Here is a 23,585-nt window from a genome sequence, read left to right on the forward strand (position 1 = left end):
TAGATTTCATAAAATAACAATAGATTCTTATGTATCAAACAAAGGGGTAATCACTATGAACCTTTCTCAGTCCTTTTATGTCAAGCCTGCGGCTCATGAGGTCGTCGATACCACAGTATCCCTATATCTGGATCAGCGTCCCGCGGTTGTCGGGACAGTAGTGGATCAGAACGGGAAACCGGTTGAGGAAGCGCTTGTAACCTTTTACCGCGCAGACGCGCCCGCCACGCCTGTGAGCGCACTGTATACCGACGAGCTCGGCCGCTTCACCTTCGGCCCGCTGGAAGCCGGCCAGCTTTACCACGTGAAAGTTTTCAAGCGTTCCGACGCGATCCGCGCTCTGGAACAGGGGAACTAAGCCCTACCGCCGTCCCCCCAAGCAGCGTATCGCGTACAAAAAACTTTTTCATCCTTTACCCCCGATGCGCCAGACTATGAGTTGACCCCGACGCCGAGCGCATCCAGCCGTGCCTGCTCGACCGCGCATTCCTCTTCCGTATAGCCGGAAAATCCCATGCCCGGCGTGTTGACCAGCGCGCGCAGCCGGCCGTTCTCAATCGCATATTCGTAGGAGTGGTAATCCGCCATCCCCATCACATAGGTGTACTGTACACGCACCACACCCGCCTCCGCACAGGTGATCCGGTCAAAGGTCAGTCCATGCGCGGGCTGGTTCGCCAGCAGCACGGTTTCCGTACCGTCCGCCGCAATGCGTATCGCTTCGGTACCCGCCAGCGTAAAAACACCTGCACCATAATACCCTGGGCGTTCGTCTGCCGGCGAGGCCAACAGCACATAGCTGCCGTCTGCGGGGTCGATCTCACAGTCATATACCGGCTTGTCTGTGATCTGCAGCAGCTTGCCATCCTCTGCCCGATACAGCCCCGCCGTACCCCAGGCGCAGGAGCCGTTATCTGACAAGAGCTTCGGCGCATTCTCGCCCTGCCAGTAAGCCAATTCTTCCTCTGTCCACTGTGCCGCATCTTTCGGCAGGGGATATAGGTTTTCTACCGTGTAGCTTCCGGCCGGCTCACCGTCCCAGCTCCAGCCCGAGATCACCGTGTGTTCGGCCGTGATATTTTCCGTCAGCAGCAGGCCGCTGCTCAGGACAACGGACAGCCGATCCCCTGCTGCAAGCGGCAAGGCGCTGGCGCCGTTTTCGTCCAAACGGTAGAATTTATGCTCACCGGCCTGGAACACACAGCCATCATCCCCCTGCAGGCAGGACAGCAATGCGTCGCTCCCTTCTTCCTTTGTCAGAGAAAGCACCGCTTCAGTCTCCGCGCCGCGGACCGCATAGACCGTATCCCCCTCCGGCTCGCGGAACAGGAGGTAGTCTGTCTCTCCCGCGTATCCCATGATTTTCGCCGTGCTGCCCTCCGGACCGCGCAGCAGCTCTTCCGCTTCCAGCGTCTCCTCATCGAGACGGAAGCATACATAGTTCTGCCCTTCCGACGCTTTCTCGCCATACAGTTGATTCAAGGAGGATTCGTAATAATAAATTACATCGATTTCAGCATCCGCACAACGCACCACCGGCACGCCCGCAATCACACAGGACAGGCGGTAATCCATATCATTGAATCCGTGTAATGTATCCTGCATGTATGCGCGCGGCAAAACGTCCCACGCCGCCTTCTTGAACTGCTCCAAGGAGAATACGCTGCGGTCGATCAGCTTCTGCGCGACTGTAATGCCGTTTGTGTCCTCGCATTTGAGATAGTATTCTCCCAGCAGGCGTGCGGACAACGATACCGCGTCCCCGCGGACAAACCCCGCCCTGTCGCAGTTGCCCTCCTCATCTATGCCGTAAAGCCCCAGAAGGTCATAGTTTTCCTCATCCGTTGAGGCGCGCGCAAGAAATGTGCAGTACTGCCCATAGGTCACGCTTTCCTCCGCTCCGTATCTGGTTGCGGATACGCCGCGCGTCAGACCGCTTTGATACAGCCAGGCAATATAGGGGGCCGCCCATTCGGGTACATCGGTAAAGGGGTGCGTCCACGCTCCTTCCAGCGCGGTCTGCTCTGCGCCGAGGAAGCGCGTCAGCATCACAGCCGCCTCTGCGCGCGTCATGGGCTGTTCCAGCTCAAACCCCTTTTCCGTCCCTCGAAACAGGCCGAGGTCGTACAGCATCTGCGCCTGCGCTTCCGTGTCGCCCGGATAGGCGTTGTCGATCGTGCCGACGTTTGCCGCCCCTGCGGCAAACGTCATCAACAATACTGCAAAACAAGTGGCAGCCAGCTTTTTCATAGCCCTATCCCCTTTCAGTGGATTACCGCAGCTTTTCTTTCACCTCATAGGACAGCTTTTCGATGAACTCCACCAGCTCCATCGGCGTGGTCTCGCCGGTTTTGCGCTCGCGCACTGAAATGATGCCTTTCTCCTCGTCCTTGTCACCGATAACGACCATATACGGCACCTTATGCACCTGCGCCTCGCGGATCTTGTAGCCGATCTTCTCGTTGCGGTCATCCATGCTCACGCGGAAGCCCGCTTCGGTGAGCTGCCCCACGACCTCCTGCGCGCAGGGGATATTGCGGTCGGTCATGGGCATGACGCGCACCTGCTCCGGAGCGAGCCAGGTGGGGAACGCGCCTGCAAAGTGCTCGGTGATGACGCCGATGAAGCGCTCGATCGAGCCAAGCACCACGCGGTGGATCATAATCGGGCGGTGCTTTTCGCCGTCCGCGCCGATATACTCCAGCTCAAACCGCTCGGGAAGCTGGGAGTCCAGCTGAATCGTGCCACACTGCCAAGTGCGGCCGAGCGAGTCGGCCAGATGGAAGTCCAGCTTGGGGCCGTAGAACGCGCCGTCGCCCTCGTTGACCACATAGTCCTTGCCCATCTCGGTGATGGCTTCCTTGAGGATATCCTGGTTGTGTTCCCACTGTTCGACCGTGCCGATGTGGTCCTCCGGCATGGTGGACAGCTCGATCTTATAGCTCAGGCCGAACACCGAGTACACCTCGTCGAACAGCTTGACTGTGTTTTTAATCTCATCCTTCATCTGGTCTGGCGTCATGAAGATATGCGCATCGTCCTGCGTGAAGCAGCGTACGCGGAACAGGCCGTGCAGCGCACCGGACAACTCGTGGCGATGGACAAGGCCAAGCTCGCCCACGCGCAACGGTAGTTCGCGGTAGGAGTGCGGCTGGGACTTGTAGACCAGCATACCGCCTGGGCAGTTCATGGGCTTGATGGCAAAGTCCTCGTCGTCAATGACCGTGGTGTACATATTGTTCTTGTAGTGCTCCCAGTGGCCCGAACGCTCCCAAAGCTTGCGGCTGAGGATGACCGGCGTGGAAACCTCGACATAGCCGTACTTCTTGTGTACCTCGCGCCAGTAGTCGATCAGGGTATTCTTGAGCGTCATGCCGCCCGGCAGGAAGAACGGGAAGCCTGGGCCTTCCTCAGTCAGCATGAACAGGCCAAGTTCCTTGCCCAGACGGCGGTGATCGCGCTTCTTGGCCTCCTCCAGCATGTTCAGGTAGGCATCCAGTTCGTCCTTCTTGGGGAAAGCTGTGCCGTAGATACGCTGAAGCATCTTATTTTTGCTGTCGCCGCGCCAGTATGCGCCGGTGACGCTCATCAGCTTAATGCCGTTTCCCTTGACGCGGCCGGTGGTATCCAGATGCGGGCCGGCACACAGGTCGGTGAACTCACCCTGTTTGTAGAACGAGATGGTCGCGTCCTCAGGTAGGTCGTCGATGAGCTGCACCTTATATGGCTCGTCCTTTTCCTCCATCAGCTTGCGCGCCTCGGCGCGCGGCAGCTCGAAGCGTTCGAGCGGCAGCTTCTCCTTGCAGATCTTCTTCATCTCGGCCTCGAGCGCGTCCAAATTCTCCTGCGTAAAGGAGAACGGTGCGTCGAAATCGTAGTAGAAGCCGTTTTCGATCGACGGGCCGATGGCGAGCTTGACCTCGGGATACAGGCGCTTGACCGCCTGCGCAAGGATATGGGATACCGTATGACGGTAGGTGTCGCGGTATTCCGGATTTTCAAACGTGTACTTGTTTTCTTCGGACATAACAGTGTTCCTCCTTTTGTATTTTGGGGGGAGAACGAAAAAGCCCACCCCCGACATAAAATCAGGGGTGAGCATAAACCCACGGTTCCACCCTGCTTGCAAGCCCGTTTTCGGGCTTACCGCTCTGGAGTCCGTAACGAGGACGACACGCCGCGGCATACTGCGCTTTTCCGCCGCGGGGCTCGGGAATCGGTGCCGCTTTCTCCGCGCCTGCGGACGCTTTCAGCCGCGTCGTCCGCTCTCTGCCAGACGCTTGTTAGATACTTACGGGATTTCCGTCATCGCTTTTGCTTATGAATACATTTATATTATACCCCAATCCTTGCTTTGTCAACCGTTAATTCGCCGTTTCATAGCGGCCGGCAAACAAAATCTCGCCATTTGCGTTATCACGGATAACAAACCAGAACGGCTCATCCGCGGTGAACGTGCGCACCAGTTCGGGGCGGGACGGCAGCGCCGCGCCCGCACCATCCATCGCGGCGGTCACCGCCGCGGCTTCCGTGCCTTTTTCATCCACTGCGACGTATGTTTTGTGTACCACCGTGTCCAGGAAATGCTGCCTGGCCGGCAGTTCGGAGGGGTCGAGCATCGCGGTCAGATCCGCTTTTTCCGGCTCATACGCTGTCCGCACACCGAGCGCCTGCAGCGCTTCGTCCAACGGTGCGCCGTACTCCACCTTGAATCTGGGTATGGAGACCCGTACGTCACTATGGGTAAATTCTGCGTTGTCCAGAAGGTTCTGCACGTCCAGCTCATCGTCCGCTTTAATCAGGTACATGCTGAAATCCGCGTCGCGGAAGTATTTCCAGTTGTCGCCCTCCCAATTGTCCACCGCGTATTTGCGGTAATCCATCCTGAGCGCTTCCACACCCGGGGTGGAATAATAGCCGAAGACATCGGTCTGGTGCATCATGTCTACCGTGCCGGCCGTACCATCCGCATTCGTAAAGTCCGCCTTTTCCGTATGTGCGGGGGAAAACTCTTTTTCCCAAGCGGCCTTGAAGTACACCGCGTTGATCAGCGCGGTGACAAACTCGCGGTTGTCCTCGGTCAGGATGGTCGGGATCTTGCCATGCGTTTTCTCGTCCGCCCAGGCGTTGACCCGTTCGACCGAGTCCGCATTTGTGACCTCCTCCACCACGGCGCGGAAATATTCGTCCATTTCGCGCGCATAGTCCGGCAGGAACTCGCCCGCCCCGTCAAACCAGCTTTGATTGATCCAAAGGGAATTGGCGGTTTCGAGCGACATAATGCGCGCGTAGCCGTCATAGGTCGCAAGCTGCTCTTTCACAGTCTGGTTAAACGCCTCCAGATCCTCGATCTGCAAGTCATCGAGCAGCTCCCGCTGCGTTTCCCCCTTCGTACCATTCGCCAGCATGGCCAGGCACATCCGGATGGAATAAGGCGACAGCGACCAGTTGCCCTCCGCATCCACCGCACGGATAAGGGCGTCAGCGAAACCCGGCTTCTCCGGTGCGGCGACCGCGCTCATATCAAGCGCATTTGCGTTTGCAATCCACTGCGCCGCCTCGCTGCCGGCAACCAGATCATTCGGCCGGAAATCCAATGCGCTGGATGTCGTGCCATCCGGATAGCTGACATTACTTTCATCCGACATATCGATCACACCGTACATCCAGCACTTGCTCACACCGTTCTGCGCCCATTCCGCAATATTATACGGGTCGGGCGAACCGGTGCCGCAGCCCGCGGGGAGCGCGGTGTATCGATAATCCAAATACCGTCCGAGCAGCGCCGCCGCTTCCTGCCGCGTGATCAGGTCGTCCAAGCGCAGCACCGCTTTTTCCCCGTCCTGCGCCGCTCCGTTCAGGATCCATTTTGCAAACGTCCACTTGACCTCGTCGGATGCTTCCACGCCGTCGGTGAAGTATTCCTCCATGTCGATCCACGCGCTGTCTGACACGTCCTCGCCGGACGCCGACGCAAGCGCTTCCAAAAAGTCGCCGCGCGTGACCGTTTTTGGCAGTTTCCGCAGAGCATCCTCTGTCGGGTAGCCGTACACCTCCTGCTCCTGCGCTGCACCGGCGCATACTGGCACCCCCATGCACAACGCAAGCACCCAGGCCATTATCCGTTTTTTCACTTGAAATCCCTCCCATTCTTTCAGTTTACTGGTTAGACGACCGCCTCTTCCAAGTAGTTCCCATATTTAATGTCAAAGCTCCCTATATAGGGAGCTTGTTTAACATTTGAGCGCCTCGTCAGTGATATGAGCCGTGATCCGCTCATAAAAATCGCGTTTCTGTCCCTCGTCCGTAAAAGCAGAAAAAGGCACGATGACCGCGGAAAATTCATCTACGAAAATATAGTAATGGGCAGCATCCGACGCTGTGCGCTGGACCGCTTCATATTGATAGGTCGTATCCTCGTTTTCCCCCGCAAGCTCGAATTCATTTTCCCGCAGGGTCAATGTTTTGGGTCCGCAAAGCTGCTTGTTGTTGGCCCTTTGCAGGATGCGCTCCACATTTTTTACAACCTTCCGCTTCATATACCACGGCGTGCCGAAAAAACAGACCGCCGCAAGCGCCAAATATCCGACAACGGATACCACGCTCAGCGCCTTGAGCCAATACATCAGCGCCGTGCCGCCCAGCGCGACGATCACTGCGGAAGCGATCCGCGTCGTCAGGATGCTGCGCTGTACGACTGCGTTATTGGTATAGTAATTCAAATTGAAGTCGATATAGTCCTGCTTGGTGATATCATAATGAAGTTCCATAAAGCGGGCTCCTTTTACATTCTGCTCTTATTGTACCGAATATCTGCGCCAAATGCAAGTAAAAGCGGCGGCCTTTTCTCCGCAGTCTGTATGTCTGCTCGCTTGACAGACGCAGAATATTGGCATAGTATTATTTCCGGAAAGGAGATGTTCCATGAAGCGCGTTTTCCCTCGCATATTCCTGCCGCTCGTCTGCCTGCTGTACGCCTGCTTTCTGGTTCTTGACCTTACGGCGTTGGCCGACAGCACTTGGATCAAATACGTTTCCATACTGCTCTGCTTTTCCGCCGCCCTGCTCAACCATTCCTGTCAGGATGGGAGGCTTGTCGTACTCGCCCTGCTATTTACCGCCGCCGCCGATTGGTTTTTATTGGTCCAAAACCGGAATTATCTGTTCGGCGTATCGCTTTTCTGCATCGTGCAGTTTATCTACAGTATTCGCCTGTACCGACTGCGGGGCAGGCTGTGCTTTGCATCGCTTCCATTCCGCATACTGCCTTTGTCGGCGTTCTTTTTCGGTATCGATACGCTTTCCGCGCTTTCGGTCTTCTATTTTTCCAACCTGGCTGTCAACGCATGGGAAGGTGTGCTTCTGCGGTCCTGCGGCCGGAAGCATCGTCTGTTTGCCTGCGGGCTGCTTTTGTTTGTCTGCTGCGACCTCTGCGTCGGCGCATGGAATCTGGGGATCTTCCCGTCCTGCACGCATTTTGGCATGTGGCTCTTTTATTTGCCTTCACAGGTCTGTATCGCCCTTTCATCCTATCCACAAGGAGCAACAAAACAATGAAACCATCAAAATCCCTGTCTATCCTGCTGTCAGTTGTATTGGCGGTATTCTTTCTGTCTGCCGCAATCGCTTTCCCTATCCTGTGCCGCCCGTTCTATTATCAGCAAATCCACTTGCTTCAGCTCACCGAGCGGACTGGCTGGAGCGAGCAGACGATCCGTGAGGCTTATGATGAGGTCATGGATTATCTGGTGTTCGACGCCCCATTCGGCACGGGCGACCTCGTCTGGTCGGAGGATGGCCAAGCGCATTTTGCGGACTGTAAGATATTGTTCCAGCAGGACTTTGTCCTGCTGGGCGGCTCAGCCGCCGCGTTGGTTTTGCTTGCGCTGCTTGGCCACCGCTGCGGGCTCCGGTTTTACCGGTTCCGCGGGCGCGGGCCTGCATTTTGGTCGGCTGCCGCCATGGGCGTTGTTTACCTTATCATTGCGATTTGGGCGTTCTGCGATTTCAACAGCATGTTTACTGTTTTCCACCAGGTCTTTTTTCCCGGCAAGACCAACTGGGTATTCGACGCGCGCCTGGATGAAATCATCCTCATCCTGCCGGAAGCTTTCTGGGCAAGGACCGGCGCATTGGTCCTATTGCTCTCCTTTGGCGGGCTTTGTCTGGCCGCACTGGTCGGCGAACTGCTGTATCGGAAGAAAAAGCAGGCATTGCAATAAAAAGGACACAGGGTGCTTATCCTGCGTCCTTTTTTCGCATTATAGCTTACTTGGCCATGGAAGCGACTTCCGCCGCGAAGTCGTCCTGCTTCTTTTCAATACCCTCGCCCTTTTCAAAGCGCACGCACTTGGCCAGCTTGATCTCGCCGCCGAGCTCCTTGGCCACAGCCGCGATATGCTGTTCTACAGAAACCTTGTTCTCTTTGACAAATGCCTGCTGCAGGAGGCAGTTCTCCTCATAGTACTTGCCGATACGGCCCTCGACCATCTTGTGAATAATCTGCTCCGGCTTCGGCTTGGCAGCGGTCTTGTTCTCTTCAAGCGCCTGCGCCAACAGGATTTCTTTCTCCTTGGCCAGAGTCGCCTCGTCCACCTGGGACTTATCCATAAAGGACGGGTTCATCGCAGCCGCCTGCATGCCGATGTCCTTACCCAGCTCCTTAACAGTCGCATTATCTTTCAGATTGTCCGAAACCTGTAGGCCGACCAGCACGCCGATCACGCCGCCCATATGGTTATAGGCTACGTTGACCGTGGATTCGTCAAAGCGCTCAAAGCGGCGGATCTGGATGTTCTCACCAATCGTCAGTACCTTCTCCTGCAGGACTTCCTGAACGGTCAGGTCGCCCATCTTGCAGGTCTTCAGCGCTTCCACATCAGCGGGCGCCTCCTTGGTCACAACGCCAGCCAGATCAGCAACGAACTGCTGGAAGTCCGCGTTCTTGGCAACAAAGTCGGTTTCCGAGTTTACCTCGATAATCGCGCCCACGCCGTACTTATCGCATACGGTCGCGCAGACAACACCCTCGGCCGCGATGCGGTCCGCCTTCTTGGCAGCCTTGGCCAAGCCCTTTTCGCGCAGGAGCTCGATCGCCTTGTCAAAATCGCCGTCAGACTCGGTCAGCGCCTTCTTGCAGTCCATCATACCCACGTTGGTCATTTCGCGGAGCTTTTTTACGTCAGCAGCAGTAAAAGCCATTTTTATATTCCTCCATCATTCTATTTCAAAACAAAACCGTAGGGCGCGACGACCTCGGCGCGCCGGGTCGTCGCGCCCTACGAACAACTCACTAATTTCTATGCAGTTATGCTTATGCCTGCGCGGAAGCCGCTTCAGTCTCTTCCGCCTTTGCTTCAACCTCAAGCTGCTCGCCCTGCTTGCCTTCCAAAACGGCGTTCGCCATGGTCTGGGAGATCAGCTTGATCGCGCGGATGGCGTCGTCGTTGCCTGGGATGACATAGTCGATCTCGTCCGGATCGCAGTTTGTGTCAACGATCGCAACGATCGGGATACCCAGCTTGCGAGCCTCGGCAATCGCGTTCTTCTCCTTGCGGGAGTCGACCACGAACAGCGCGCCCGGCAGCTTCTTCATTTCCTTAACGCCGCCCAAGTACTTTTCGAGCTTGGCGATTTCGAGCTGGAGCTTGATGACTTCCTTCTTCGGCAACAGGTCGAACGTGCCGTCCGCCTGCATCTTCTGCAACTGGTTCAGACGCGCGATACGGGTACGCATGGTCTTGAAGTTGGTCAGCATGCCGCCCAGCCAGCGCGCATTGACATAGAACTGGCCGCAACGCTCCGCCTCTTCCTTGATCGCGTCCTGCGCCTGCTTCTTGGTGCCGACAAACAGGATAGACTCGCCCGCAGCGGCCATATCGCGCACGAAGAAGTATGCTTCCTCAAGTTTCTTTACAGTTTTCTGCAGGTCAATGATATAGATACCATTGCGCTCGGTGAAGATGTAGGTCGCCATCTTCGGGTTCCAGCGGCGGGTCTGGTGGCCGAAGTGTACACCGGCCTCCAAAAGCTGCTTCATAGAGATTACTGCCATTTTCATTTTCCTCCTTGGTTGTTTCCTCCATCCCTGATCATCTGACAGCGGCAACAGGCCGTTCGGCCCGTCACCGGCCGCTTTCATCACAGGATGTGCGAATTCATGCTCTAATAGTATAGCGCTGTACGCATCCAATGTCAAACATTATTTACTGATTTTCGCTTATTTTTTCCAAAAGCAATACGGTCTATACGCTTATCCCCACGCATCTTTCCATGCGCTCCCGCTTATTTTTTCCAGCGGACCAGGATATAATCCTCTCCCAGCGTTTCGATGCAGTTCCAGGGGATCACACAGTCGTCGCGCGAAAACAGGCTCATGATGCCGCCTTGCCCTGGGACAACGATCGCCGTGATCTGTCCGCAGACCGGATCGAACACTAGATCGCATACTTCCCCCAAACGCGCTCCATCGCACAGGTTGATCACTTCCCTGCAATGCAGCTCGGAAAAACGCATCGCTCCCATCCCTTCACTCTCCCAACGCCCTTTTGAGATAGCTTTCTGTGCTTTCCCCTGACGCACGATTATACCGCCCCATTTCATACAGGCATGATGGATCGCCTGTAACCAAATTCATCCGTTCCTCACATCCGAGCGTACATAGAAACCCCATTTCGCGCAGCACCTGCTCGCTTTCATCCGAGCATGCGCCAAACGGATAGGTATAGCACTGCGGCTCCGGCAGCCCATTCTCGGATAACAGTTCCTGTGTCTGACCGGTATCCTCCCGCAGCAGGCTTTCATAGGTGGTCTGGTCCTCCCCCCGCCTGCGCAGGCAGCCGCGGCGCTCCCCGTATTCGTGCAGGTTCCAGGAATGGTTCTGCACCTCAAAAACATCCTGCATTTCGCGCAGCCTGTCGATCGTCAAATGCGACCAGTAGGCGTTTTCCACGCCGCTTTCCGTATACTGGTCGGTCTGGCAGCCTATGATCGAAACGACCGCCCGCATGTTCCGCTGCTGCAGCAGCGGATATGCGTAAACATAATTGTTATAATACCCGTCGTCAAACGTGATCATCACAGGCTTTTCCGGCAGTGGCTCACCTTTATGTACATAGGCGAGCAGGTCGGAAACCGTAACTGTCTCGTAGCCCCGTTTTTGTAACGCATCCAGGTCCTCTGCCAGCACGGATGGCGAAACGACATATTTCCCCTGACGGGCGCTGTCTTTTAAAATGCTATGGTACATCAGGATCGGCAGCCTGACGCCGTTCTGCTCCCCAAACACCGCGTTTGTGTCGCCGCGCTGCAGCAACACCAGCGCAAAGCAAAGCACGATAACCGTACACACCGCCTGAAATGCTGTGTGACGAAAGCCCAGCTTCAAAAAAAATCCCCCCTCGGACCGCTTCCATGCTTCTCAGCACAGCGTATGCCCGCCGGGGGAATTTTATGAATCCGCAGCGCTCCGCGCCACGCGCTATTTTTTATATTTTGCAACGCCTTCCGTATAGAGGTTACCGCCGACGCAGTCCTGTGAAACAATCGCGCTGAAGTTTTCCACCGTCAGCCGCTTGACCGATTCGCAGCCCAGTTCCTCATAGGCGATCACTTCCACCCTTTTGATAGACGCCGCCTTGGCCGCGCCCGCGCCGCCGATCGCGACCATATACACCGCTCCGTTGCGCGCCATCGCATCCTGCACTGCTTGGCAGCGTATGCCCTTGCCGATCATGCAGGAAAGGCCCGCATCCAGAAGTCGCGGCGCAAAGGGATCCATACGGCCCGATGTTGTCGGTCCGACCGAACCGATCACCTGCCCCGGCTTGGCCGGCGTTGGCCCCGCGTAGTAGATTGCCGCTCCCTCTAACGCAAACGGGAGCGCTTCTCCCGCATCCATAGCCGCGACGATTTTTTTGTGCGCCGCATCACGGGCGGTATACACTGTTCCGGTTAGGGAGACCGTATCGCCGGCACGGAGCTTGGAAGCCATCTGCTTTAGCTCCTCTGTTTTCAGGTCATAGTGCGCCATTGCTCATTCCTCCGTCTTGATCCGCAGATTACTCAGTACATCGCGCAGGCCGGATTTGCTTTTGTCCGCTTCGCTCTTTCCAAGCGCGGCCGTAATGCGGTCGATCTCTCCCAGCACTTCCCCCGCTTTGCGCGCCATTTCCGCCGATTCCTGCTGACTGCGCGCCAAAACCGTCCGATAGTTCTCTTTCGCCGTATCGAGCTGGCGTTTGACCTGCTCGATCATCTCAAGCGACTGGCGGCGCAGCTTTTGCAGCTCGCTTTTGGCATCCTCCTCGATCTGCTTCGCCCGCCGGTAAGCCGAAAGCTCCATCTCTGCGATTTTCTCCTTGGAGGCATCGTACTCCCCGCATTTCTGCGCCAGCTTGGTATTTTCCGCAGTCAGGCGGTCATTTTCCGCCGCAAGCGATTCCGCCCGCGCGTTCTGTGCTTCGATTTCGGTCGTCTGCAGGGTAAAGCCCTTTTCGATCTCATCGAGCTTCGCTCTGATTTTATCGGTATCCAGCGTCATCTGCCCTAGCCGTTCCAGCAGCTCCGCGTTTTTCTCCGTCAGCTTTTCATTTTGCCCGCGCAACTCCCCCATCGCGGCCTGCGCCTCCGCCAGCTGCCGGCGAAGCTCCTCGGTTTCCGAAAAGTACCTGGTATCTGTTTCCTCTATGTATCGCAGCACGTCTTCCCGCTTAAACCCACCGAAAACGACGCCGCGGAACCCCTTGCTCTGCTCATCCATGACATTATCCTCCACTATACGATCTTCTTTAAGTATAGCAAAGCCGGACCTTTCTGGCAATAAAAAGATCATCCCCCCTCGTTCTTCCCCATTTTATCGGGCAAAACAGACGCGCATCCTCGGATTTCCGCTTGCAATCCCGAAGCAAAAGTGCTATGATAAGTTCATCACGCTAAATCGGAGAAAGATATTATGTTAGAGCTGAAAGATTTCGAAGCGGCGGCCGACCGCCTGAAGAATGTGATCCATAACATCCCGCTGTCCACTTCCGGCACCTTTTCTGCCATGAGCGGCGCGGAAGTCTATCTGAAGTACGAGAACCAGCAGAAAACCGGTTCATTCAAGGTGCGCGGCGCATACAACAAGATTATGAAGCGCTACGCCGAGGGCGACCTCCATGCGGTCGTCGCCTCGTCCGCAGGCAATCACGCGCAGGGCGTCGCGTTCGCAGCCAGTTCGGTCGGCGTAAAGTCTACCATCGTCATGCCCCGTTCCACACCGATTGCAAAGGTGTCCGCGACGCAGGGCTACGGCGCTGAAGTTGTGCTTGCCGGCAATATCTATGACGAAGCCTATGCCAAGGCCTGTGAGATCTGCGAGGAAACCGGAGCCGAGTTCATCCATCCGTTTGACGACGAGGATGTTATGGCCGGTCAGGGTACGATCGCACTCGAGATTCTGCGCGATCTTCCGTTCGTCGATATCATTTTTGTCCCTGCGGGCGGCGGCGGGCTGATCTCCGGTATCGCGGCCTGCGCCAAGCAGATCAATCCGCGCATCCAGATTGTCGGTGTACAAGCAGAGGGCGCGCCGGCCATCGCCAATTCTTTCCGCGCGGGTACGCTCCAGCCATCGGATACGGTCCGGACCATCGCGGACGGTATCGCGGTCAAGTGTCCCGGTGAAAACACGTTCCGGTATATTCAGCAATATGTCGACCGTGTTGTCACGGTCTCCGATGAGGAGATTGCTTCCACCGTACTCCTGCTGCTTGAACGCTGCAAGCAGGTCGTGGAAACCTCCGGCGCGGCGCCCCTGGCGGCCGTACTCAACAACAAGGTGGATGTCAAGGGCAAAAAGGTCGTCTGCGTGCTTTCCGGCGGCAATATTGATGTGTCTTTCATCCATAAGATCGTGGAAAAGGGGCTTGTCACTCGCTGCCGCCAGTTGAAATTCTCGGTGCTGATGCCAGACGTACCCGGCGCGCTCGAACGTTTTGCACATCTGGTGGCCGAGCAGAACGCCAACATCATTCTGTTCCAGCATGACCGAGTGCAGGCTGATCTGGATATCGGCGAAGCGATCATCCAAGTCGTCTGCGAGGTCGGCGGCGTTGAGCACGCCAAGCGTCTGCTTGACGACTTGAGCAGGCAGGGCTATCAGGTTTTCACCTCACAGATTTAAAGGAGAAATAAATAAAGCTGCAGACATTGAGTCTGCAGCTTTATTTATTTGCGATTACGGATTGGGGGAGGTCGTTACGCCGGTCCCATTATCCACAGCCGCGCCGTTGTTGTTATTGTTATCGTTTCCGGTCAGTGCATCGCCGACATCCTCGGCGCCGTCTTTGATGGCGTTGCCCGCGTCGTCCACGCCATCGACTATGTCGTCTCCGACTCTATCCGCATCATTTCCAATGCTGTTATCCATCGTGTCGTTTTGATCATTCTGGCTGTCCGTAACCGTATTATCCGCATCGTCTTTATTTTGGTCGTCGGACGTATTGGAGCAGCCGCAGCCAATCAGCATTGTCATCATGGCCAGTAACGCAACAAGCTTTTTCATTGCATTTCCTCCTTTATATTTGCTCATAGTATAGGAGGATGCAAAAAAATTTATACATGAAACTCGATTTTTTTCATATGCGCAAGCACAACGGAACAAGTCAGGCCGGTCACAAGCCCAAGCGGGACGCTCATCACCAGCAGGAAAGGCAGATACGCCGCAACTGCCGCTGTCTGCATCCAGAATATTGCCGCAAGCACCTGCCCGATATTATGTGCCGCCGCCCCGGCCACACTGACACCCAGCAGAGAGCAGAACCGCCCTTCCAGCCGCAGCAGCAGGTACATGGCAACCAAGGAAAGCAGCCCCCCAAGCAGGGAAAACAGAAACGCGGTCACGCTCCCCATCAGTACCGAGGAAATCGTCACGCGGCATACCAAAATAAAAAACGCGTCCCGCACCGAAAGTCTTGTCAGCGCAAACAGGGTCACCACGTTTGCAAGGCCGAGCTTGACGCCGGGTACCGGCACGACCGCATCCAGTGGAAACAGCCGCTCGGCCAGCGACAGTACGATCGCGAGCGCGGTCAGCAGGCCGCAGAACGATACCTTTTTCGCTTTCATCCTTCCGCACACTCCCCTCTAACTTACGATCGCGTCAATATCGCTCTGCCCGCCTGTGATTTTCAGCACAACGCGGTTCGGGAGACAGACCGCCACCTGGCCGGCACGCGTTAATGTTCCGGTCCTGACGCAGACCTGGTCGCGGCAATCCGCATACTGCATTTTTGCCGTTTTGCCAAGCAATACCACTGTATTATGTCCATCAAGCTCGATCGTCCGGTCGGTCTGTTCCTCCAGTGCGACCCGCTCCACCAGACTGCCGTCTTTCCAGACCTCCGCATAAAGCCGGTCGCCCACCGCCTGCATTGCCAGCACAGCGGCCAGCGCGGCCGCCACCAGCAGCACCGCGCCGATAATCACGGCGTCTCCCCACTTCATTCTACTGCGCATAGGTATACCCTTTTTCCTCACCTAAAAACGAAAAGGTACAGAGCTCGCCGACCTGCTGCGTCGTGTAAACCTGCCGGTCCGCTGTGATGAAAACAGCGGCGATCTGATTTTCGGCGCAAAACATCATTCCCTCCTCAAGCCCCATGACAAACAGCGCGGTCGTCAGCGCATCCGCACGGGTAGAGCTTTCGTCGATCACGGTCACGCTGCGCAGGCCGCTTTCCGCCGGATAACCAGTAGCGGGGTCAAAAATATGGTGGTACCGTTTCCCATCCTGCTCAAAATAGCGCTCATAGTCGCCCGAGGTGACAACCGACAGGTCTTTTACCGCGACCGTTGCCAAATAATCCGCGCTGTTATCCGGATCTGCAATACCGACAACCCAGTTCCCTCCGTCGCGGTCGGGATTCTCGCCGAACGCCCCAACATTGCCGCCGAGACGGGCCAGCACGCTCCATGTCCCCGAACGGTCCCGTTGTTCCCAAGCCGCCTGAACCTCGTCCGTTGCAAACCCTTTGCCAATGCCGCCAAGGTCAAGCTGCGCACCGTTCAGCAGGCGCACCCGTCCGTCTCCTAGAAGCTCGATATTCTCATAGCCTACGCCGGACAGCGCCTGCTCGATCTCATTCTGGGACGGTACCCTGGCGTCCTCCGTATTGATACCCCACAGATCGGTCAGCGCAGCCATCGTTGGGTCAAACGCGCCGCCGGTCAGCTTCGCGTACTCCACCGCATCAGCGATTGCCGCATAGGTATCCTCAGCCACCGTGCAGACCGCCCCCTCCGCGTGGTTCAAACGGTAAAGGTCGCTGTCCTCTCTTGTGCGGGAAAGCGCCGGTTCCAGTACGTTTACACGCTGTTCCAACTCCGTTGCCAGTTCCTGCGCCGCTTCGGAATCCTCCGCGCCTTCCCCGCATACCGCTATGGACATAAACGTGTCCATGGCAAAAAAATCTGTGCTGCAGACGTTTCCGCTGCCGGAGCACCCTGACAGGCACAAAAGCGCCGCAAGCAGCGCAGCTATCCGTTTCATCGCAATACCATTCTCCCGCATGCAAAATATGTATCATTATAATACAATCATGAAAAAAACACAAGCGCGCCGCTCTCCAAAGTAAAACAGTACGCACCGCCGGCCGGCAATGCGTACTGTTTTGTTGTAACTTTAGACGTAAAACAGGATATCGGAATACGTCGGGAACGGCCAGTATTTCTTGCCAACCAGCAACTCCAGATCGTCCGCAGGCTGACGCACTGCGTTCATGATCGGGATGACCATATCATGATAGTAATTCGACAGGCGCTTGGCATCGGCCTGCGGCGCCTGTGCAATGGCGTCGCTCAATTCGCCGCATTTTCTGTACAACTCCTCTGTCAACCCACAGACCTTGCGCAGCAGGTCAACCTCCATCGTATTGGATACGCCGACCTCTTTTTTGTTCCTTGCCGTTTGCGCCAACTCATTCTGGAACGTTGTGCAGGCGGGGAGTATCTCTTCCCGCGCCATATCGGCCATTGTCAGCGCTTCGATATGCAGCGTCTTATAATATTCCTCCAGCAGCGCCTCTTCGCGGGATTCCATCTCGATGCGGGTATAAACGCCATGCGTTGCAAACAGGCGGATGTTTTTCTCATCCGTGTAGTGCGGCAGCGCCTCGGCAGTCGACTTCAGGTTGAGCAGGCCGCGCTTTTCCGCTTCTGTAATCCAAGCGTCGTCATAGCCGTTGCCGTTGAAAATAATTCGCTTGTGAGCCTTGATCTCGCGCTTAATCAGCTCATGTAGCGCGCTCTCAAAGTCGGCGGCGCTTTCAAGCTCATCCGCAAACAGGCGCAGCTCCTCCGCGACCGCAGTATTAATCATGATATTGGGGCAGGCAATGTTGATCGCCGAGCCCAGCATGCGGAATTCAAACTTGTTTCCGGTAAAGGCGAACGGGGAGGTGCGGTTGCGGTCGGTTGTATCCTTCGGAATGTCCGGCAGCGCGGATACGCCGAGATCCATCTTGGTCTTGGTCATATCCGTATAGTCCGCATCCGACTCAATCGCATCCAGGATTGCCTGCAGTTCGTCGCCAATGAACATGGAAACGATGGCGGGAGGCGCTTCGTTCGCGCCCAAGCGGTGGTCGTTGCCCGCGGATGCAACCGAGATGCGCAGCAGGTCCTGATATTCGTCCACAGCCTTGATAACCGCAGTCAGGAACAGCAGGAACTGCGCGTTTTCGCTCGGCGTCCTGCCGGGCTCGAGCAGGTTTTCGCCCGTATCCGTGGAAAGCGACCAGTTGTTGTGCTTGCCCGAGCCGTTGACGCCCTCGAACGGTTTTTCATGCAGCAGGCAGATAAAATTATGCTTCTGCGCGACCCGCTTCATGACCTCCATGGTGAGTTGGTTATGGTCGGTCGCAATATTGGCTGTGGTAAACACCGGCGCCATCTCGTGCTGGCAGGGCGCGACCTCGTTATGCTTGGTCTTGGAAAAGATGCCGAGCTTCCACAGTTCTTCGTCCAGTTCCTGCATGAACGCCGCCACGCGCGGGCGGATGGAGCCGAAGTAGTGGTCCTCCATCTCCTGTCCCTTCGGCGGCTTTGCCCCGAACAGCGTGCGGCCGGTGAAAATCAGGTCCTTGCGCTTGGCGTAGTCCCGTTTATCGATCAAAAAGTATTCCTGCTCCGGCCCGACCGTCGTTGTGACGTGGCGGACCTCCTTGCCGAACAGCTTCAGCACGCGGCAGGCCTGCGCGCTGATCGCTTCCATCGAGCGCAGCAGCGGCGTCTTTTTATCGAGTATCTCACCCGTATACGAACAGAACGCAGTCGGGATATACAGCGAGCCATCCTTGACAAAGGCGTAGCTCGTCGGATCCCAGGCCGTGTAGCCACGCGCCTCGAAGGTCGCGCGCAGGCCGCCAGAGGGGAACGAAGACGCGTCCGGCTCGCCCTTGATCAGTTCCTTGCCGGAAAACTCCATCATCACGCCGCCGTCGTCCGTCGGAGAGATAAAGGAATCATGCTTTTCGGCTGAAATGCCGTTGAGCGGCTGGAACCAGTGGGTATAGTGCGTTGCGCCCTTGGAGAGCGCCCAGTCTTTCATCGCTGTCGCCACAACGGCGGCAACGTCCGCATCGATCGCAGTCCCTTCCCGCATGGTCTTTTTGAGCTTGCGGTAAACATCCTTCGGAAGACGCTCCTTCATCACAGTCTCGTTAAAGACCATGCTGCCAAAAAGCTCGGGGACGTTCCTTGCCGTGTTCATACACATATCGCTCCTTACTACTCTGATATAGATTTTTCGTGATAACAATAAATAATCAGCCTGTTATTTGCTGCCCATATAACCATATAAAACAAGCGCTGCGGGGATGGTTTCCCACAGCGCGTTCTGCTGTTTACAAAAGAATTATAATCCGCATGCTTCCGGCTTGTCAAGGCCTCCTCCTCGTCTTTTTCCTCTTTGTTTAATCTGTACAGGTATCTTACGCGCGGGCGGTCCGTATTTTTCAGAATCCGCAAAACGCCCGCTTCTTCCCTTTCCGTCGCATTGTCCGATTTCTTCATTTTTTGTATGATACCACCCAAAACCAGCCTTCGGGATACGACAAAATTTTTCCGGTTTTTTTCAATTGGGTAGAGAAATCGGAAAGGAATTATGCTATACTAAATTACATATGGGTTGCGGTGCGTGAAACGCGTATGCACGCCTCGAAAAATGATCTTCAAGGAGGGGAAACCGCGTGAAGCTGTCTTTTACCAAAATGCACGGCTGCGGCAATCATTATATTTATTTCAACTGCTTCGACCAGGCTGTACCCGATCCGGAGGCGCTTTCCATCCGGCTGAGCGAGCCGCATTTCGGCATCGGTGGCGATGGTATCATCCTGATATCTCCATCCGACCGGGCAGACGCGCAGATGCGGATTTTCAACGCGGACGGTTCGGAGGGCCGGATGTGCGGAAACGGCATCCGCTGCGTCGGCAAATACCTGTATGACAACGGCATGGTAAACGGACGGACAGCGGTCACGGTTGATACGCTTTCCGGTGTCAAAAGGCTCGAACTCGACGTTCGGGACGGCAGGGTTCAGTCTGTCCGCGTGGATATGGGCGCCGCCATTCTCCTGCCGCGCGATATACCGGCCGATTTCGAAGGCGATTCCGTCGTCGGCGCGCCGCTTGTGGTGGATGAAAGGGTTTATCACGTCACCTGTGTCTCCATGGGCAATCCGCACTGCGTAATCTTCCTGTCCGAGGATATCGATAGTCTCGACCTCGCGCGGATCGGACCCAAATTCGAGCATCACCCGCTCTTCCCTGCGCGCATCAACACGGAATTTGTCAATATCCAATCCGATGGCAGCCTGAAAATGCGCGTGTGGGAGCGCGGCTCGGGCGAAACTTGGGCCTGCGGCACCGGCGCGTGCGCCGTGGGCGTCGCGGCCTGCCTTACAGGGCGCGCGGAAAAAGGCAGCGATATCACCGTCCGCCTGCGCGGCGGTGATCTGAACATTCAATATACCGACGAAACCGTGTTCATGACGGGCGCGGCAACCACAATTTTTGAGGGGGAAATCGAGATATGACAAAGTACATCTTCGTAACCGGCGGCGTTGTTTCTGGTCTGGGTAAGGGCATCACGGCCGCGTCGCTGGGACGCCTGCTGAAAAGCCGCGGCCTCAAGGTGGCCGCGCAGAAGCTCGACCCCTACATCAACGTCGACCCGGGTACGATGAGCCCGTTCCAGCATGGCGAGGTCTATGTAACGGACGATGGTGCGGAAACCGATCTCGACCTCGGCCACTATGAACGCTTTATCGACGAGGACTTGAACAAATTCTCCAACCTGACCACCGGCAAGGTCTACTGGAACGTGCTCAACAAGGAGCGCGCTGGGGAATACCTGGGCGAAACCGTGCAGGTCATCCCCCATATTACCAATGAGATCAAGTCTTTCATTTATTCGGTCGGCAAGAAGACCTCGGCCGACGTTGTCATCACCGAGATCGGAGGTACAACCGGCGATATCGAATCCCAGCCGTTCCTTGAGGCGATCCGCCAAGTCGCGACCGAGGTCGGCCGCCGCAACTGCCTGTTTATCCATGTAACGCTCGTCCCCTACATCTCCGGCTCGAACGAGCCGAAAAGCAAGCCCACCCAGCATTCGGTCAAGGAGCTGCGCGGCCTCGGCATTTCCCCGGATATTATCGTAGCGCGCGTCGATCAGCCTATGGATGACGACATCAAAAGGAAGATCTCCATGTTCTGCACCGTGCCGGAGGACTGCGTAATTGAAAACCGCACGCTTCCCGTACTGTATCAGGCGCCCATGATGCTGGAGGAAAGCCACCTGTCCGATATCGTCTGCCGCGAGCTGGCCATCGGCGCGCCCAAGGGCGACATGAGCGAGTGGGTCTCCATGCTCGAGCGCATCGCAGCGCGCAAGGCGCATGTCCGGATCGCGCTGGTCGGCAAATACGTTAAGCTGCACGACGCATACCTGTCCGTTGCGGAAGCCCTGCAGCACGGTGGCTATGAAAATGAATGCTTTGTCGATATTGAATGGGTGGATTCGGAGGAGATCAACGACTCGACCGTGGACAAGCTGCTCGGCGAGGTCGACGGCGTCATCCTCCCCGGCGGCTTCGGCCCGCGCGGCATTGAGGGCATGATCTGCGCCGCCAATTATGCGCGCACACAGGGCATCCCCTATTTCGGCATCTGTCTGGGCATGCAGATTGCGGTCATGAGCTATGCGCGCAACGTGCTGGGCTTTGAAGACGCTAATTCGAGCGAGTTTGATCCGGATTCCACGCATCCGGTCATCGACCTGATGGAAAGTCAGCAGGGCGTTTCCAAAAAAGGCGGTACGATGCGTCTGGGCGCTTATCCATGTAAAATTCGTCCGGACACCATCATGTCTGCGGCCTATGGCACGGAAATGATTTCCGAGCGCCACCGCCACCGTTATGAATTCAATAATAATTTCCGTGAGCAGATCGAAAAACAGGGTATGCTGATTACAGGCACCTCGCCCACCGGCGAGCTGGTTGAAACAGTCGAGATCCCAAACCATCCGTTCTATATCGGCGTACAGTTCCACCCCGAATTCAAGTCCCGCCCCAACCGCGCGCATCCGCTGTTCAAGGCGTTTGTTGCAGCATCGCTGGAAAGGAGCAAAAAACATGCAGATTAATCAAAATTTTGACAATATCGCGCAGAGCTATCTGTTTTCCACCGTAGCCAAAAAGCAGCGCGAATTTCAGGCCGCCCATCCGGAAGCGGATGTGATCAAGCTGTCCATCGGAGATGTAACCCGTCCCCTGGTTCCTGCTGTGATCGACGCGCTGCACGCGGCGGTCGAGGATCAGGCCCGGCAGGAAACCTTCCACGGCTATGGCGACGAGCAGGGCTACAGCTTTCTGCACGAAGCGCTGGCCGGCTATTACCGGACGCATGGCGTTTCGCTTGATACCGATGAAATCTTTATTTCGGACGGCGCAAAAAGTGATCTCGGCAATATCCTCGACCTGTTCAGCGCAGATAATACCGTCCTGGTTCCCGATCCGGTCTATCCCGTCTATGTCGATACCAATGTCATGGCCGGCCGCAAGGTGATTTTTGCGGACGCCAACGCGGGAAACGGCTTCCTCCCGCTGCCGGATGCCGGCACAGCGTGTGATATCATCTATATCTGCTCCCCGAACAACCCGACCGGCGCCGCATATGACCGTGCCGGACTTCAGGCATGGGTGGAGTACGCCAACGCGCAGCATGCTGTTATCCTATATGATGCGGCTTACGAATGCTTTATCGAAGACACCGGTCTCCCCCGCTCCATTTATGAGATCGAGGGTGCCAAAACCTGTGCGGTCGAGTTCTGTTCGTTCTCCAAAATGGCCGGCTTCACCGGAACGCGCTGTGGCTGGACGATCGTCCCTAAGGCTTTGGCTGATGGAAAACTCAACAAAATGTGGCTGCGCCGCCAGACCACAAAATTCAACGGCGTACCCTATATCGTACAGAAAGGTGCGGCGGCCTGCTTTACCGAAGCGGGCATGCAGCAGATTCGGGAAACGCTCGGCTATTATAAGCAGAATGCCAAAGTGCTCAGCGAAACGCTCGATTCGCTCGGCATCTGGTACACGGGCGGTAAAAACAGCCCATATCTCTGGCTGAAATGCCCGAATAGCATGGATAGCTGGACGTTCTTTGACTACCTGCTGGAACACGCCCATGTGGTCGGCACGCCCGGCGCCGGCTTTGGCAAGAACGGCGACGGTTTCTTCCGCCTGACCGCGTTCGGCGACCAGCAGCGAACGGTTGAGGCGGCAGAGCGCCTGAAAAAGCTGCTTGGATAAGATAAAAAGGGCTGTCTCTTCGGAGTCAGTCCTTTATCCTTTGATCGGAGGGGTGTTATGGGTCTTATTTTTACAAAAACCTGTGTACTTTGCTGCAAAACCTTGGATGCTGACGCTGGGAAAGCCGCCATGCTTTGTCCTGCCTGCGCAAAGGCCGTGCGGGAGCAGTACCGATGCACCGAGCGGTTCCAGATCGACGGAGCCGATGATGCCGCCGCACCGCTTCTTTACACCGGTGCGGTCGCGGACGCGGTCAAGCGTTTCAAATTCAAGCACCGCCAGCACTATGCAGACTGGTTCGCCGCGCAGACCCTGCCGGTCTTAGCGGAGCGACTGGACACCTGGATGCCTGATCTTGTCACATTTATCCCCATCGGTGTGCTCCACTGGTACCAGCGCGGCTATAACCAGGCGGAGCTGCTCGCGCAGCGGATCGCCGCCCCGTTTTCGCTTTCCTGTGCCGCCACGCTGTGGAAGCGGCCGTTTACCCCCAAGCAGTCTGGCCGAAAGGACGCGGCGGCGCGGGAGAAGAACGCGAAACGCGCTCTGTGGATACGCGCCGGCATCGACCTTTCCGGTAAATCCGTTGTCCTTGTAGACGATATTATCACAACCGGTTCGACGGCTGCCGCGGCGGTCAAGCTGCTGCGCGAAATGGGCGCGACGCATGTTTATGTGCTTGCCCCTACCAGAACGCCGTCCGGCCGCAGAGATTAAAAAAGCAGGGAGATGGTG

The 23,585-nt window shown here is 56.4% G+C and carries 23 protein-coding genes; 8 read left to right on the plus strand and 15 right to left on the minus strand.

Features of this window, described 5'->3' with window-relative positions; genetic code table 11:
• The first annotated feature begins 55 nt into the window (after positions 1 to 55).
• Complete coding sequence (locus DBQ51_RS01195) at positions 56 to 358, plus strand: carboxypeptidase-like regulatory domain-containing protein (RefSeq protein WP_054325992.1); 303 nt, start codon at positions 56 to 58, stop codon at positions 356 to 358.
• Between the two features lie 74 nt (positions 359 to 432).
• On the opposite strand, the gene DBQ51_RS01200 is transcribed toward DBQ51_RS01195, so the two are convergent.
• The 4 genes from DBQ51_RS01200 to DBQ51_RS01215 all read right to left on the minus strand — a co-directional run bounded on the left by DBQ51_RS01200 (position 433) and on the right by DBQ51_RS01215 (position 6,770).
• Positions 433 to 2,250, minus strand: coding sequence for an S-layer homology domain-containing protein (locus DBQ51_RS01200; RefSeq protein WP_107630534.1), 1,818 nt, complete (start codon positions 2,248 to 2,250; stop codon positions 433 to 435).
• Between the two features lie 22 nt (positions 2,251 to 2,272).
• Positions 2,273 to 4,027 carry a threonine--tRNA ligase gene (gene thrS, locus DBQ51_RS01205; protein ID WP_054325995.1) on the minus strand — a complete coding sequence of 585 codons (1,755 nt, stop codon included), beginning with the start codon at positions 4,025 to 4,027 and terminating at the stop codon, positions 2,273 to 2,275.
• Positions 4,028 to 4,364: 337 nt separating this feature from the next.
• The gene (locus tag DBQ51_RS01210; protein WP_159068022.1) at positions 4,365 to 6,134 is read right to left on the minus strand and encodes a serpin family protein; all 1,770 of its coding nucleotides are present in this window, start codon (positions 6,132 to 6,134) and stop codon (positions 4,365 to 4,367) included.
• 99 nt (positions 6,135 to 6,233) lie between these two features.
• A complete protein-coding gene (locus tag DBQ51_RS01215; RefSeq protein WP_107630536.1) occupies positions 6,234 to 6,770 on the minus strand; it encodes a YcxB family protein in 537 nt (178 codons plus the stop codon).
• A gap of 154 nt (positions 6,771 to 6,924) precedes the next feature.
• Between DBQ51_RS01215 and DBQ51_RS01220 the strand changes: the two genes are divergently transcribed.
• Positions 6,925 to 7,557, plus strand: a complete 633-nt coding sequence (locus DBQ51_RS01220) for a lysoplasmalogenase family protein (protein WP_107630537.1) — start codon at positions 6,925 to 6,927, stop codon at positions 7,555 to 7,557.
• On the plus strand, positions 7,554 to 8,222 hold the full coding sequence (locus DBQ51_RS01225) for a TIGR01906 family membrane protein (RefSeq protein ID WP_107630538.1): 669 nt from the start codon (positions 7,554 to 7,556) through the stop codon (positions 8,220 to 8,222). Before DBQ51_RS01220 ends, DBQ51_RS01225 begins: the two co-directional genes overlap by 4 nt.
• A 46-nt stretch (positions 8,223 to 8,268) precedes the next feature.
• On the opposite strand, the gene tsf is transcribed toward DBQ51_RS01225, so the two are convergent.
• The 6 genes from tsf to DBQ51_RS01255 form a co-directional block, all read right to left on the minus strand.
• Positions 8,269 to 9,201: a translation elongation factor Ts gene (tsf, locus tag DBQ51_RS01230; protein WP_107630539.1), complete on the minus strand. Its 933-nt coding sequence runs from the start codon at positions 9,199 to 9,201 to the stop codon at positions 8,269 to 8,271.
• Between the two features lie 112 nt (positions 9,202 to 9,313).
• Positions 9,314 to 10,054, minus strand: coding sequence for a 30S ribosomal protein S2 (gene rpsB / locus DBQ51_RS01235; RefSeq protein WP_054326002.1), 741 nt, complete (start codon positions 10,052 to 10,054; stop codon positions 9,314 to 9,316).
• 230 nt (positions 10,055 to 10,284) lie between these two features.
• Positions 10,285 to 10,524, minus strand: a complete 240-nt coding sequence (locus tag DBQ51_RS01240; protein ID WP_242977794.1) for a YlmC/YmxH family sporulation protein — start codon at positions 10,522 to 10,524, stop codon at positions 10,285 to 10,287.
• A 4-nt stretch (positions 10,525 to 10,528) separates the two neighbouring features.
• Positions 10,529 to 11,386, minus strand: coding sequence for a polysaccharide deacetylase family protein (locus tag DBQ51_RS01245; protein ID WP_054326003.1), 858 nt, complete (start codon positions 11,384 to 11,386; stop codon positions 10,529 to 10,531).
• A 93-nt stretch (positions 11,387 to 11,479) separates the two neighbouring features.
• The gene (locus DBQ51_RS01250) at positions 11,480 to 12,031 is read right to left on the minus strand and encodes a FumA C-terminus/TtdB family hydratase beta subunit (protein WP_107630540.1); all 552 of its coding nucleotides are present in this window, start codon (positions 12,029 to 12,031) and stop codon (positions 11,480 to 11,482) included.
• Positions 12,032 to 12,034: 3 nt separating this feature from the next.
• On the minus strand, positions 12,035 to 12,760 hold the full coding sequence (locus DBQ51_RS01255) for a coiled-coil domain-containing protein (protein WP_054326004.1): 726 nt from the start codon (positions 12,758 to 12,760) through the stop codon (positions 12,035 to 12,037).
• A gap of 192 nt (positions 12,761 to 12,952) precedes the next feature.
• Here DBQ51_RS01255 and ilvA point away from each other — a divergent pair, with 192 nt between their 5' ends.
• Positions 12,953 to 14,164 carry a threonine ammonia-lyase gene (gene ilvA / locus DBQ51_RS01260; protein ID WP_054326005.1) on the plus strand — a complete coding sequence of 404 codons (1,212 nt, stop codon included), beginning with the start codon at positions 12,953 to 12,955 and terminating at the stop codon, positions 14,162 to 14,164.
• Positions 14,165 to 14,218: 54 nt separating this feature from the next.
• Here ilvA and DBQ51_RS01265 read toward each other — a convergent pair whose 3' ends face one another.
• The 5 genes from DBQ51_RS01265 to DBQ51_RS01285 all read right to left on the minus strand — a co-directional run bounded on the left by DBQ51_RS01265 (position 14,219) and on the right by DBQ51_RS01285 (position 18,751).
• Positions 14,219 to 14,545, minus strand: a complete 327-nt coding sequence (locus DBQ51_RS01265) for a hypothetical protein (RefSeq protein WP_107630541.1) — start codon at positions 14,543 to 14,545, stop codon at positions 14,219 to 14,221.
• 50 nt (positions 14,546 to 14,595) lie between these two features.
• The gene (locus DBQ51_RS01270; RefSeq protein ID WP_107630542.1) at positions 14,596 to 15,108 is read right to left on the minus strand and encodes a Gx transporter family protein; all 513 of its coding nucleotides are present in this window, start codon (positions 15,106 to 15,108) and stop codon (positions 14,596 to 14,598) included.
• Positions 15,109 to 15,126: 18 nt separating this feature from the next.
• The gene (locus DBQ51_RS01275) at positions 15,127 to 15,498 is read right to left on the minus strand and encodes a NusG domain II-containing protein (RefSeq protein ID WP_107630543.1); all 372 of its coding nucleotides are present in this window, start codon (positions 15,496 to 15,498) and stop codon (positions 15,127 to 15,129) included.
• Positions 15,488 to 16,531 (minus strand): FAD:protein FMN transferase, encoded by a 1,044-nt coding sequence (locus DBQ51_RS01280; protein ID WP_159068023.1) that lies wholly within the window; start codon positions 16,529 to 16,531, stop codon positions 15,488 to 15,490. Before DBQ51_RS01280 ends, DBQ51_RS01275 begins: the two co-directional genes overlap by 11 nt.
• A 132-nt stretch (positions 16,532 to 16,663) precedes the next feature.
• A complete protein-coding gene (locus DBQ51_RS01285) occupies positions 16,664 to 18,751 on the minus strand; it encodes a glutamine synthetase III family protein (protein WP_054326008.1) in 2,088 nt (695 codons plus the stop codon).
• Between the two features lie 478 nt (positions 18,752 to 19,229).
• Here DBQ51_RS01285 and dapF point away from each other — a divergent pair, with 478 nt between their 5' ends.
• The 4 genes from dapF (at position 19,230) to DBQ51_RS17475 (ending at position 23,567) form a co-directional block, all read left to right on the plus strand.
• Entirely contained in the window at positions 19,230 to 20,075 is an 846-nt protein-coding gene (gene dapF, locus DBQ51_RS01295; protein WP_082396678.1) for a diaminopimelate epimerase, read from the plus strand.
• Positions 20,072 to 21,685: a CTP synthase gene (locus DBQ51_RS01300; protein ID WP_107630546.1), complete on the plus strand. Its 1,614-nt coding sequence runs from the start codon at positions 20,072 to 20,074 to the stop codon at positions 21,683 to 21,685. The genes dapF and DBQ51_RS01300 overlap by 4 nt, the downstream gene beginning before the upstream one ends.
• Positions 21,675 to 22,850, plus strand: coding sequence for an LL-diaminopimelate aminotransferase (locus DBQ51_RS01305; protein WP_054326010.1), 1,176 nt, complete (start codon positions 21,675 to 21,677; stop codon positions 22,848 to 22,850). Before DBQ51_RS01300 ends, DBQ51_RS01305 begins: the two co-directional genes overlap by 11 nt.
• Before the next feature lie 345 nt (positions 22,851 to 23,195).
• Positions 23,196 to 23,567, plus strand: coding sequence for a ComF family protein (locus tag DBQ51_RS17475; protein WP_390126339.1), 372 nt, complete (start codon positions 23,196 to 23,198; stop codon positions 23,565 to 23,567).
• Positions 23,568 to 23,585 lie beyond the last annotated feature (18 nt).

The organism is Agathobaculum massiliense (assembly GCF_900291975.1).
GTDB classification, from domain to species: domain Bacteria; phylum Bacillota; class Clostridia; order Oscillospirales; family Butyricicoccaceae; genus Agathobaculum; species Agathobaculum ammoniilyticum.